Raw genomic sequence first — 12,304 nt, 5'->3', positions numbered from 1 at the left:
GTTGTTCGTCGCGGCCGCTGTCGATCCGGGTTGCTTCCCGGTGAAAACCTTCTGCCGCAAGCCGGGTAGGCGCTCGGTTCCGCGATTGCCGGGGAGGCGTCCGAACGGGCGGGCATGCGCCGCGAGCGGTGGGATCGGCGATCGGTCCACTGCCGGTGCGAGTTTCGATCCTGCCGTTCGGACCGGCCGAGGGTGGGTGGCCTGCGCGGTTGTCCCGCCGGAATTCTCGTCGGATCGAGATTGCCTCGGAGCCAGCGTGTTCGGTGCCGTATCGTCCGGATAGCAAGGGCACCAGTGCATTACGTGACCTACCGGACCGAAGCCCCAGGCGGGAACGATCTTCGGAACGCCGCCGGGTCGGCCGATCGTGCCGGCTCGATGAGCTTGCGGGCCACGGTATTTCCAGCTGGATGCAACCGGCCTCGGTGCGGATCCCCGTTCGTTGAAGATTCGCGATGATCGACACCTTCTGGTGCACAAGGGTTCCGAAGTCGAATCTGATAACCGTGGAACCGAAGTGTCACATTGGAAATAGATAACAATTGCGCGACGTTTTCGGAATATTCAGCACCATAATAGATTTCGAAGTACTTTCACGGCCGGGGCCGACGCGGTCAGGGGTGTGGCAGCGGGCGTCGGTGGCGGCTCGACGCGCGGGTGTGCGCCGAGTTAGCCAGTGCTGCAATAGATTTGAGTCAAATCGGACATTCGGTACTGGTGCCGGACATCTCGACGATCGTGGCGGGGGTCCGACTGTTCGCGGTACCCCCGTCCGCCGGTCCCGCCCCTGCTGTACAGAGGTTTCACCGCTTCCGGCCGGTAGCGTCCAGGGGGCTGGATCATTGCTCGGCACTTGCTCGACTGCGCCGCAACGGTGGTCCGGCGGGGGTGCACGGCGGCGAGATCGCTGGTGGGACAGAAGATTTCCGTCTGGTACCGATGGCGGAACGGCAGGTGAGCGGGGTTGTCGGCGAATGCCGGGGGTGTGGGGCGGTTCCGGCGATATTCCCAACGGCGGCAATCGATCGCGGCGCGGACTGCACGTGCGAGACGGCCGCCGCCGAGGCGGCCCGATGATCGAGAAAACTGTCCCCAGCGTTGGAGTGGCGGTCGTCGGGAGGCTGAGTTAATGTCTGTCAATGATTTGACCGAGCGGAGCGTGCGGACGACCAATTTCATCGAGAAGCATTGCGCCGCAACGGTATTCGGCAGCCTCCGTATTTCCGCGCGGAGGTCGTGACCACACCTGTATTTTTCCAGGAGCTGCTATGAGCACGTCCTTTTCCAGCTTGCCCAGCGGGCACCAGACGATGCTGCTGGCCCACCGCGCGATGGTGACCGACCTGCCCCGGATCTCGGCGGCCGCGGCCCGGCTGGCCGAGACCCCGGATGCGACCCGCGGTGCCGCACTGAGTGGTTACGTCGACCGGGTGCACACGCTGATCGTCCACCATCACGAGGGCGAGAACGACTACCTGTGGCCGGGACTGCGCAAGGCCGGCGCCGACGAGGCGGCGATCGCGCTGCTCGCCGCCGAACACGAGGAACTCGACAAGTTCCTCGCCGAGTGGCACCGCACCGCGCTGGAGATGGGCGAAGGCGGCAGTGCGGCAGCAGATCTCGCGCGCATCTCGATGGACGTGCACGAGCGCGTCGTGGCCCACGCCGCCGACGAGGAGGCGGAGCTGGTCGGACGGCTCGCCCCGGCGATCGACAAGTCCCTGTGGAAGGGCTTCGAGACGCACATGCGAAAGACGGCCCCGCTGTGGACGTTGCGGTTCATGCCCGCCTGGCTGCTGTCGGTGGCCGGCCCGGACGAACTGGGCGGCGTACCGGCGCTGCCGATGGCGCGGCTGTTCCGCGGCTGGCTCGAGCGGCAGCAGCAGGCTGCACTCGGCACCGTCGGCTGAGCCGTACGAAAACTCACGCATACCATTATTTTTCGCGGCACACCCGAGTATGCTCGTGCGAGCCATTCCCGAGTCCGACAGCTACCCAATCCCTTTCAGGGATGGGAACAGATGATGTGGTCAGTATGTCTAACATCAAGCGCGTGTTCAGGATCACGCCGAGCGTACGATTTCGCGTTCTGGCGATAGCGCTCATACCCAGCTCGTCGCTGCTGATTGTCGGTGGCGGCACAGCCGGATACTTCTTGCACCAGGCCGACTCCATTCAGACCTGGTCCACGGCAATCAACCATACGGCCGGACCGGCGCTGGACTTCGTGGAGGCGGTGCAAAACGAACGCCGCACCAGCATGCTCGTCCTCTCCGGCAATCAATCCGCGGCCGCGGATCTGCCCGCGGAACGGGCGCGACTCAATGCGTCCATTCCCACGATGATGGCCGCCGGTAACGATTTGATAAAACTGTTCCACGGCTCCGTGGGCGATGCCGTCGTGCAAATGCAGAGCACGTTCGGACAACTGCCGCTGATCCGGCAACGGGTCGATCTGGGTGCGGCGCAGACCGATGAGGTCTACGGCTACTACAACAAGGTCATCCAGACCGTCATCGTCGCGGGACGGCTGGCCGCGCGTACGGCCAAGGTGCCCGAGGCGGCCAACGAGCAGGACACCGAGATCGGCCTGTTCGAGACCGCCGAGGCGATGTCGCGCAGCAGCACGCTGGCCGCGGCGGGCGCCTTCCACGGCGGCTTCAGCCCCTCCCAGCAGGAGGAGTACAGCAAGCTCGTCGGGTTCTACCGCTACGAGCTCGACAATCGCATCGGTGAGCTGACCCCGGAAGAGATGGCCAGTTACCAAGCGCTGGTGTCGAGTCCGGCATGGCGGCAGATGGGTGCGGTGGAGTCCGGCCTGATCCGCCGCACGGTCGACACCGGCGCCACGCAGCCGGGTGGTTCGGCCGCCGGACCCGGACAGCCGGGTTCCTCCGTTCCCGGCGCCACACAGTCGGGTCCCGGCGGATCCACGTCGGGCGCGGCCCCGACGGGCGCCCCGGGCTCCACGCAGACAGGTGCGACCGGTCCCGGTGGCGCGGCGGGCGCCGGCGCCACCCCGCAGGGTGCGCAGAGCACTTCGCAGCCGGGCGTGTCCTCGCCGGGTACCGCGCAGCCGGGCGTGTCCGCCCCGGGTTCGGGACAGTCGGGCGCGGCGCCCTCGGGCACCGCGTCGTCGCCGCGGACCTCCGCGCCGAGAAACGCCTCGCCGGGTGGATTGGCTCCGGGCGCCGGCCAGCAGGGCTCGGGCCAGCAGGGTGCCGGACAGCAGGGCTCGGGCCAGCAGGGCTCGGGACCATCGGGCGCCTCCGGAACCTCGTCGACCGGTAATTCCGGAAACTCCTCGGGGACGTCGTCGTCCGGGAATTCGGCCGCGAACGGCTCGGCCGACAGCGAGGGCGCTGACAGCGCGGACGCCGCCACGGCCCCGCCGATGCCCCCGGTCGCCGAATGGCAGGACGCGGCCGACCAGGTCAGCGCCGCGCTGCGCGGGATGTGGAACTCGCACCTGCGCTACGCCGGTGTGGTCGCCGACCACGAGGGCAGCCGGTTGTCCCGGCAGGCCACCGAGGGTGGCGCGGCCGCACTGGCCCTGTCGCTGATCGCCTTCGTCGCCGCGGCGGGCCTGTCGCAGCGGCTGATCGGGCGGCTGCGCCGGCTGCGGGCGGAGACGCTCGCGGTCAGCGAGACCCGGCTGCCCACGATCATGGGACAGCTCGGCCGTTCCGAACCGGTCGATCTGGACAAGGCCGTGCCGAAGCTCGACTTCGGCCGGGACGAGATCGGCCAGGTCGCCGACGCCTTCAACCGGGCGCAGACGGCCGCCATCACCGCCGCGGTCAACGAGGCGCACACCAGGCAGGGCGTCCGCGCGGTCTTCGTCAACATCGCGCACCGCAGCCAGGTGACCATGCACCAGCTGCTGGGCCTGCTGGAGCGGGCCGAGCACCGGCACGACGATCCCGACACGCTGAAGATGCTGTTCGAGTTCGACAATCTCGCCACGCGGGAGCGCCGCAACGCCGAGAACCTGGTCATCCTGGGCGGCGAGCAGCCCGGCCGGCAGTGGCGCAATCCGGTGCCGCTGCAGGAACTGGTGCGCAGCGCCGTCACCGAGACCGAGCACTACGCCCGGGTCCACATCGTCCGGCTGCCCGAGGTGCCGGTGGTCGGTTCGGCCGTGGCCGACCTCATCCACCTGCTGGCCGAACTGATCGACAACGCGGCGACCTTCTCGCCGCCGCGGACCCGCGTCGAGATCACCGGTGAGCTGGGCGGTTCGGCCGTGATCGTCGAGATCTCCGATCTGGGCGTCGGTCTGACCAAGGGCGAGATGTCGCGGTTCAACGACACGCTGGCCAACCCGCCGGACTTCAACATCGAGGCGCTGTCCTCGGATTCCCGGCTCGGGCTGTTCGTGGTCGCGCAGCTGGCCAAGCGGCACGAGGTCGCGGTGCGGCTGACCGAATCCGATTTCGGTGGTATCCGCAGCGTCGTGCGGATTCCGTACGACCTGGTGGCCGACGGCCAATCCGATCCGGACGCCGACGAGACCACCGAGGACGATCTCGGTGAGCTGCGGCGCTGGTCGCATCGGCTGATCGGGCAGCAGCCCGGCCTGCCCGGACCGCCGGAGCTGGGCACGCCCCCCGGCGAACCCGTGGCGATGCCGGTGGTGCCGGAGCCCGAACCGGTCGGCGCGATGGCCTCGTTCGGCAACCAGGCGGCCGCCGAGATGTGGGTGGACGGACCGTCCGACAGCATCGCCGGCGCGCCGGCCTACGACGAGGCTCCGCCGCTGCCGCAGCGCAGGCGGCAGACCCAGGTGATCCCGCAGCCGCCCGCGGCGCCCGATGTCCATCCCAGCATCGGCAGGCAGCGGGACCGGCCCACGGGGCAGGGACGGCCCACCGACCTGTGGACCTCGCTACAGGCCGGAACCAAGCTCGGCCGGGCAGGTGTACCCGCCGGCGGGTCTCGGATCGAGACCGACGGGGAAGGACAGTGGAATGACTGAAGAATATGGCAAGTTCAACTGGATTCTCGACGATCTCGCGGAGCGCCTGAACGGTGTTCGCTACGTCATCATGCTGTCCAACGACGGCCTGATGCTCGGGCACTGCGCGCAGATCGAGCGGGAGGACGCCGAACGCTTCAGCGCGATGGCCTCGGCCCTGCAGAGTCTCGGCACCAGCGCCGGACGGTTGTTCGCGGCGGGCCAGTTGCAGCAGGTCATGGTCGAGCTCGACGAAGCGATGCTGTTCGTCACCTCCGCGGGGGTGAACGCCAGCATCGCGGTGCTCGGCGAGGCCTCCGCGGATTGGGGTCTGGTCGCGCACGAGATGAATCTGACGGTGCAGCGCATGGGTACGTGGCTGTCCACCAAGCCACGTCACAGCAATGTGACCAGATGATCGACCATCGCCATGGTTCGCGAACGGGACTCCTGGTACGACGACGCAGCTGGTCCACTGGTCCGGATGTACGGGTTCACTCGCGGTCGTACCCAAGATTCCGCACCCGAACTGAGCATGATCACGATCGTGGTGGCGGTCGAGGGCGCCGCCGATGCCCGCTTGCGCCAGATGGAATCCGAATACCAGCGGATTGTTGCGATCGCGCGAAAACCACGGGCGATTGCCGAGATCTCCGCTAGGCTCGGTCTTCCCTTGCGCGTGAGCAGGATTCTCATCGGCGATTTGATCGCGGACGGTTATCTGACAGTCAGCTCGGCGCAGGCGGAAGCCGCCGCAGACAACAACAACCGCGAAACCGCGGATTTGATAAGGGCGATACGTGATGGCCTTCTCAGACTCTGACACCATGGCACCGCCGAAGATCACCTCGGCGAAAATCCTCATAGCCGGGGGATTCGGTGTAGGCAAGACCACCATGGTCGGCTCGGTCAGTGAGATCGCACCGATGTCCACCGAGGAACTGATCAGCGACAAGAGCGATGGCGTCGACGATCTGACCGGTGTGGAATCGAAGGCGACCACCACTGTCGCACTGGATTTCGGCCGCATCACGGTGAACCCGAACCTGATTCTCTATCTGTTCGGCACGCCGGGACAGGAACGTTTCTGGTTCTTCTGGGACGAACTCGCGACGGGAGCCCTCGGCGCGGTCGTGCTGGTCGACGTCCGGCGTCTCGACAACTCGTTCGCCGCCATCGACTTCTTCGAGCAGCGGCAGCTGCCGTTCGTGGTGGGAGTCAACTACTTCGAGGGCGCGCACCGCTACCGCATAGCAGATCTGCGGGCCGCGCTGGACCTCGACGAAGAAATTCCGCTGCACTATTGCGACGCCCGCAGTCGCGATTCCAGCAAACGGTTGCTGCTCGGCTTGACCGAGCATCTGCTCGATCGCCTCGAAGGCACTCCCTGACGGGTCGATCCACAGCGGCACCGTGATCGATCAGCTCGGATGAAGGATTCACCGTGAGCGTCACCGTAAGTCTGGCCGATGTTTCGAGTTATCGGCCCGGAGAACCCATTTCCGCTGATTATTTCACCCGGTTCCACGAGACCACCGACAGTGCGTCGTCGGTCATGTTCAATCCGCCCCGTTTCCGGCACCACGTCGCCGCCGGCGAAAGTCCGGCCGATATGGCCGAGCGGGCGCTCGCCCCGATGCTCGAACGGCACGGCGCGAATCTGCTGGACGAGGTGGACGTCCTGATCGTGCACACCCAGTTGCCGGAGACCTGGATAGTCGGCAACGGCGGCGAGGTGGCCGCCCGTTTCGGCATCACGCCGGAATGGCTGATCGATCTGCACAACGGCGGTTGCGCCAGTTTCGTGCACGCGATGAAACTGGCCCGGCAGATCCTGTCGAGCACCGAGGCGAAATCCGCGCTCATCGTGAACATCTCGAATGCGGCCGGGCAACTGTTCGACCAGGATCAGGTGCGGCCCATGGCCCAGGCGGCCATTCCGGGCGACGGCGCCGGAATCGCCTGGCTGCGGAAATCGGACCACTCCCCGATTCTCGACATCGAGACCCGGCACCTGCCGGAGTACGCGGGGGATATGACGCTGGTCGCCGATCCGCCGCGGCGGCACTGGCAGGCCGGCCTCGGCCAGATGCACATCGGATTCACCGAATCCGGCATCGTCAAGGTGCTCAGCCGCGGCAACGAGATCGTCCCCGAGGTCGCGCGCACGGTCTGCGATCGGATCGCGGTGCACTCCGGCGAACTGGATCTGCTGATCACCAATCAGCCCAACCGCAGATTTCTCCAGAACTGGCGGGAGTCGCTGGGGGTGCCGGTCGAGCGCCACCCGGACACGTTCGAGGAGTGTGGCAACCTCTTCGGCGCCGCCATGCCGCTGACCTTCGACCATGCCGTCACCGCCGGGCTGGTGCCGGACGGGGCCCTGGTCATGTTCGCGGGTTTCGCGCACGCGGGTGATTTCGCCGCCGCTGCCGCTGTGCGGTGGGACGGACGGTTCTCCTCGCGCGACACCGCCGCATGCTGAGCACGCGTCGTTCCGTGCGATATCCGCTCGCACTCAACGAGAATCCCTACGGCCCGTTGCCGTCCGTGTACCGGGCCCTGGCGCAGGCGCTGAATTCGGCCAACCGCTATCCGGAATTCCTGCCGCACCGATTGCCGCAGCTCATCGCCGCGCGGATCGGCTGTGCGCCCGAGCAGATCGTGGTCGGGGCAGGCGCCACCGGCGTGATCCTGCACATCCTGCAGGCCTTCCTGCACCGGGCCGGGCCGCGCGGATCCGGCGTCGCCCGGGTGGTGCTGGCGGGGCCGACGTTCGACGGCTATCCGCTGCTGACCGAGACGGTCGGCGGCCGGCCGGTGACGGTCCCGCTGACGCCGGACGGAATGCAGGATCTGGACGCGATGGCGGCAGCGGTCGACGAGCAAACCCGCGTGGTGGTGCTCTGTAATCCGCACAATCCGACCGGCACCCGGCTGCGGAACAGTGAACTGACCGCATTTCTGGAGCGCATCGACAGCCGGATAGCGGTGATACTCGACGAGGCGTACATCGAATTCACGCCGTCGGATCAGCGTATCGATACCGCGGCGCTGCTGGCTGCCCATTCGAATGTCGTCGTGGTGCGTACCTTTTCGAAGGCATTCGGTCTGGCGGGCCTGCGGGTCGGATATGCGCTCGCCGCCCCGGAGACCGCCGCCCGTATCGCGCGCTGGCAGGTGCCGTACGGCATGAACATGCTCGCCGAAATCGCGGTGGAGGCCTGTTATGCCGCCGAGGACGAACTGACCGCGCGTATCCAGGCCATCACCGACGAGCGGGATCGGCTCTCGGTGGCCCTGCGGCAACTCGGATACGAGGTGCCGGACAGTTCCGCGAATCATCTGTTTCTGCCGCTGCCCGACATCGGTGCGGCCCGGCGGATCACCTGTGCTTTCGAGCATGCGGAGATCGGGGTCAAACGATATGCCACGGGCATGCGGATCACGGTGGGCGACAGCGTGGCCAACGATGCCGTCATCACCAGTCTCGGACGGCTGGCGGGCTGACCGGACATCGTCCGGCCGCCCGCGCCGCGTCGATCAGGCGTCCGCCGCGAGGAATGGCACGAACGGCGGCATCTCGTCGGGATCGCAGTCGATCGCCACGAACCGGGGACCGTCGCCGGTCGCGGTCAACGCGGTGCGCAACCCGCTCAGCTCCCGCACCGCGTGACACGGCAGGCCCGGGAACATCGCGGCCATCCCCTCGGCCAGCATCGCGCGCCCGAAACGGTTGCGGCCGTCGGCATGTCGGAGATACAACCGCTCCCGCACCACGCACATGGCGTGCGCGTTGTTGTTGAGGATGACGAAGGTGATCGGCAGCGCGTACTCGATCGCGGTGTGCACCTCCAGCCCGTGCATGAGGAAGGCGCCGTCACCGGCGATGACGTAGGTCGGGCGACCGGTGGCGAAGGCCGCGCCGATCGCGGCGCCGAAGCTGTACCCCATGCCGCCCATGCCCAGTGCCAGCCCGAACCGGCCGTCCGCGGGCAGATCGAGGTAGTGCACCGCCGCCGCGCCGGTATTGCCCGCGTCGGCGAAAACCGCACTGCCCGTAAGGAGAAGCTCCGAGATGACCTCCATGACCGGCCGGTAACGCAGGCCCGGCCCGGCGGCCGCGGGCGGCTGCAACCGGGTGCCGCCGATCGGCTCGGCGACCGCATCGGAACTGCCTGTGGCACCGGCACTTTCGCGGATCGCCGCGGTGAGTTCCGGCAGTGCGACGGCCAGATCGGCGGCGGTGGCGTGCACGGCCGGCAGATAGGGCGGCTGCGCCCCGATACCGGCCAGCGGGACGTCGCCGAGCGGGATCAGCGCGGTACCCGGCAATCGGGTGCCCACCAGCAGGCACAAGGCGGCCGACTGTGCCATCCGGACCAGCTCCGGATGGCCCATCGTGCCCGCGACCCCGGCATAACCCGGTTCGTGCGCACCGTAGACGTCCTTGCCGTCCGGGGTCACGCCGACCACGGCGTCCACGGTGGTGACCAGCTCACGCAGGGCGTCGCGCGCGTCGTCGCGCGCCACCTGGTCACCGGCGATCACCACGATCTTGCCGGTCGCCCGCGCCGCGGTCACCGCCGCCGCCACGGCGGCGACACCGGACGGATCACCGGCGACCGGTGCCGGGTCGAGCCGCTGCGGCCGCGCCTCGATCGGAGCGCACTGGATATCCTTGGGCAGCAACAACACTGCCGGTCCGCCGCCGCGCGCGGCCGCCACCGCCGCCGCGAACTGCGCGGGCAGTTCGTCCGCCTGTTCCACGCGCGCGCAGTACCGCGACACGGTGCCGAACAGCCGCAGCGCATCGATGCTGCCCGCCCGGCCGCTGGTGTCCTGGAAAGCGCCGCGGCCCTCCAGATTTCGCGGCGGCTGCCCCACCAGTGCCAGTACCGGCACCCCCGAGGTGTACGACTCCGCCAGCCCGGCAACGAGATTCATCGCGCCACCGCCGGAGGTCGCGACCACCACCCCGAGCCCGCCGGTGGCGCGGGCGTATCCGTCGGCCATCGTCGCGGCGGCGAATTCGTGCTTGGCCACCACTCCCCGGACGTCGGCCCCGCCGGCCTCGGCGGATCGGGCCGCCGCATCGTAGACGTCCTCGATATTCGCGCCGTCCACTCCGAAAAAGTGCCGAATCCCCAACTCGGCGCACGCTCGTACGAGATATTCGGCCACCCGCCAGTCTTCCATACCGGGTATCCGATCATCTCCGCGCCGCCGATTCAAGAGCGAATACGCGCCCGAAGTTACGTCATGCGAACATCTTCGAGAATTCCCGAATTCCGGTGGTGGCCGAAACCACCACCGGCGCGGCCGCGCGCACCTCGGCGCGGAGTGGGAGTGCTCAGTCCGCCAGCAGATGCGGCCCGACCGGCAGATTGTTCCGGTGCCGGTACTCCAGAATGGACTTGAGATTGTTCAGCTCGATGGTGTGACCGGCGCCGAAAATCCCCCACATGTCGCCGACCCAGCCCTGGCGGGTCTCCGGCGCGGTCTGCGGATACGGATTCTCGTTGTAGTACGGATGCCGGCAGTTGGTCCAGGTCACCACGGAGCCGGGACGATTGAGCACCAGCTCCGCCGGGATCACCCGCATCAGATAGATCATCCAGAGGTCGTTGCCCTGGTCCCAGGCACAGTGGTAGTCGACGGTGCGGGCCTCCGCGTTGGCGACCACCTTCATGAAGATGTTGGTGTCGACACCGAGGGTGTCGACGCCCCGGAACACGCCGGGCAGTTCGGTCGGCTCGAAATCGCGCGTGCTGTACGTCCATTCCGAGAGGCTATGAATATTCGCCAGATACTCGTAGGCGTCCTGCGGCGGGCAATCGATGTAGCCCTGCACCGTGCAATATTCGCCGTATACGTCGTCGTACGAGTAGGACGGCTTGGTGGTCGCCGCCAGGCGCACCATCACCTCGCCGATGTCGATCTGTTCTCCCCGAACCAGATCGGGAATGTCGGCAAGCTGCTGATCGTCGATCTTCACGATATCCCAGACTACGCGGCCACCGGACCGGCGGCGACCCGAAACCATTTCCGTGGCCGGATTTCGGGATTCGGTTTCCCAGGGCCGGGACGGCATCGCCGGAAACGATCGATACGGTTTCCGCATTATTCCGGAAGAGGTTGCCGTACGCACTCTCTCATCATTTCCCGGCTGCGGGTTCCCGGCGGGTGATCGAGGCCCGTGATCAATTCCCGGGAATTGCCGCGGCGCCCGGGCCGAGGTCGATCATCGGGCGTCGGCACGAATGTCGTTGTGCGGGAATATCTTTCCATCCGGAAGCAGCTCCGGCGGCGCCCGGCCGGATGGTCGCCGGGCGCCGCACCGCAGACGTGATCAGATCCTGCCGTCGCTGTCACCGCCGTCGCCGGTCGGGAACTCGTTCCAGTTCTCGTTGTTCGACTGTCCGTTGGGGCCGGGTTCGTGGAGCTGGGTCATGGGTCACCTCCTCTCGCGCTCGGTGTGCGTGTCGATCGTCGGTGCCGAAGCCGCCGATCCGGGAGCACCGCGCCGAGCGCGGGTGTGCTCGGGTCACCACCTGGCAACGCGGTATTGTCCGCGCGGGCGCGACGGGGGAGGCTGGGAGTACCGGCGGCGCGGCCGGGCGCTGCCCCGAGTGCAAGGGGTGAAACGTGTTCGCACGTTCGACGACCATCGAGGCGCAACTGTCGGCGATCGACGCCGGTATCGCCTACGTGCGCAAGGAAGTGCTGCCCGCACTGACGGACATTCCCGGATGTTTCGGCCTGTCGCTGCTGGTCGACCGGCAGTCCGGCCGGTGCATCGCGACCACCGCCTGGGAATCCGAGCAGACCATGTACGACAGCGAGGGCCTGGTGGGGGTGATCCGGGCGCGGGCCGCGCACGAGGTGTTCCGCGGCCGGGCCGGGATCCAGGAATGGGAGATCGCGATGGTGCACCGCGATCATCGGACCCGGCCGGGCGCGTGTGTGCGGGTGACGTGGGGCCGGGTCGACCCGGCCCGCTTCGACGCGGCCATCGAGAACTACCGGTACCGCGCCGTCCCCGGCCTGGAGCAACTCGAGGGTTTCGGGAGCGCCAGCCTGCTGGTCGACCGGGGTTCGGGCCTCGGCGTCGCGACCGAGACCTTCGACAGCGCGGACGCGATGGCTCGCAATCGCCGCGACGCCGCCGCGATGCGTGAGCGCAGTGCGTTGCAGTCCGGCGTGGAGATCCTGGACGTCGGGGAGTTCGAACTGGCGCTGGCCCACCTGCGGGTGCCCGAACTCATCTGATCGCCACCGGGACCGTCACGGCGGTCCCGGTCCACCGAGGCGAATCCGGTCGCCGGGCGGGCCCGGTCGCGGCGG

General features: G+C 67.7%; 10 protein-coding genes. 8 read left to right on the top strand and 2 right to left on the bottom strand.

The window, feature by feature from the left end:
* Positions 1 to 1,268 precede the first annotated feature (1,268 nt).
* From LBW94_RS41210 to LBW94_RS41180, 7 genes are all read left to right on the top strand, one after another.
* Positions 1,269 to 1,910 carry a hemerythrin domain-containing protein gene (locus LBW94_RS41210; RefSeq protein WP_225056890.1) on the top strand — a complete coding sequence of 214 codons (642 nt, stop codon included), beginning with the start codon at positions 1,269 to 1,271 and terminating at the stop codon, positions 1,908 to 1,910.
* Positions 1,911 to 2,011: 101 nt separating this feature from the next.
* Complete coding sequence (locus tag LBW94_RS41205) at positions 2,012 to 4,978, top strand: sensor histidine kinase (protein WP_225056891.1); 2,967 nt, start codon at positions 2,012 to 2,014, stop codon at positions 4,976 to 4,978.
* Positions 4,971 to 5,375 carry a roadblock/LC7 domain-containing protein gene (locus tag LBW94_RS41200; protein ID WP_225056893.1) on the top strand — a complete coding sequence of 135 codons (405 nt, stop codon included), beginning with the start codon at positions 4,971 to 4,973 and terminating at the stop codon, positions 5,373 to 5,375. Before LBW94_RS41205 ends, LBW94_RS41200 begins: the two co-directional genes overlap by 8 nt.
* A gap of 12 nt (positions 5,376 to 5,387) precedes the next feature.
* The gene (locus LBW94_RS41195; RefSeq protein WP_225056894.1) at positions 5,388 to 5,780 is read left to right on the top strand and encodes a DUF742 domain-containing protein; all 393 of its coding nucleotides are present in this window, start codon (positions 5,388 to 5,390) and stop codon (positions 5,778 to 5,780) included.
* A gap of 4 nt (positions 5,781 to 5,784) precedes the next feature.
* Positions 5,785 to 6,348: a GTP-binding protein gene (locus LBW94_RS41190; protein WP_225056896.1), complete on the top strand. Its 564-nt coding sequence runs from the start codon at positions 5,785 to 5,787 to the stop codon at positions 6,346 to 6,348.
* A 53-nt stretch (positions 6,349 to 6,401) separates the two neighbouring features.
* Positions 6,402 to 7,442 (top strand): 3-oxoacyl-ACP synthase III family protein, encoded by a 1,041-nt coding sequence (locus LBW94_RS41185; RefSeq protein ID WP_225056897.1) that lies wholly within the window; start codon positions 6,402 to 6,404, stop codon positions 7,440 to 7,442.
* Positions 7,443 to 7,456: 14 nt separating this feature from the next.
* Positions 7,457 to 8,467: a pyridoxal phosphate-dependent aminotransferase gene (locus LBW94_RS41180; protein WP_225056898.1), complete on the top strand. Its 1,011-nt coding sequence runs from the start codon at positions 7,457 to 7,459 to the stop codon at positions 8,465 to 8,467.
* Positions 8,468 to 8,500: 33 nt separating this feature from the next.
* Here the strand turns inward: LBW94_RS41180 and LBW94_RS41175 are convergent, their stop codons facing one another.
* Both LBW94_RS41175 and LBW94_RS41170 read right to left on the bottom strand, forming a co-directional pair.
* Entirely contained in the window at positions 8,501 to 10,156 is a 1,656-nt protein-coding gene (locus tag LBW94_RS41175) for a thiamine pyrophosphate-binding protein (protein WP_225056899.1), read from the bottom strand.
* A gap of 154 nt (positions 10,157 to 10,310) precedes the next feature.
* Entirely contained in the window at positions 10,311 to 10,955 is a 645-nt protein-coding gene (locus LBW94_RS41170) for an SRPBCC family protein (protein ID WP_266273358.1), read from the bottom strand.
* Between the two features lie 650 nt (positions 10,956 to 11,605).
* Between LBW94_RS41170 and LBW94_RS41165 the strand changes: the two genes are divergently transcribed.
* Positions 11,606 to 12,229, top strand: a complete 624-nt coding sequence (locus LBW94_RS41165; protein WP_225056900.1) for a hypothetical protein — start codon at positions 11,606 to 11,608, stop codon at positions 12,227 to 12,229.
* The last annotated feature ends 75 nt before the right edge of the window (positions 12,230 to 12,304 follow it).

Source organism: Nocardia sp. alder85J (assembly GCF_020176955.2).
In the GTDB taxonomy this organism is placed as follows: domain Bacteria; phylum Actinomycetota; class Actinomycetes; order Mycobacteriales; family Mycobacteriaceae; genus Nocardia.
The sequence above is the reverse complement of the archived record's forward strand: the minus strand, read 5'-3'. Positions and strand labels throughout refer to the sequence as shown.

What these genes read in the sequence shown, in the direction of transcription:
- LBW94_RS41205 (WP_225056891.1), top strand. Translation starts at nt 2,012, where the DNA reads ATGGGAACAGATGATGTGGTCAGTATGTCTAACATCAAGCGCGTGTTC.
- LBW94_RS41175 (WP_225056899.1), bottom strand. Translation starts at nt 10,156, where the DNA reads ATGGAAGACTGGCGGGTGGCCGAATATCTCGTACGAGCGTGCGCCGAG.
- LBW94_RS41190 (WP_225056896.1), top strand. Translation starts at nt 5,785, where the DNA reads ATGGCACCGCCGAAGATCACCTCGGCGAAAATCCTCATAGCCGGGGGA.
- LBW94_RS41195 (WP_225056894.1), top strand. Translation starts at nt 5,388, where the DNA reads ATGGTTCGCGAACGGGACTCCTGGTACGACGACGCAGCTGGTCCACTG.
- LBW94_RS41200 (WP_225056893.1), top strand. Translation starts at nt 4,971, where the DNA reads ATGACTGAAGAATATGGCAAGTTCAACTGGATTCTCGACGATCTCGCG.
- LBW94_RS41210 (WP_225056890.1), top strand. Translation starts at nt 1,269, where the DNA reads ATGAGCACGTCCTTTTCCAGCTTGCCCAGCGGGCACCAGACGATGCTG.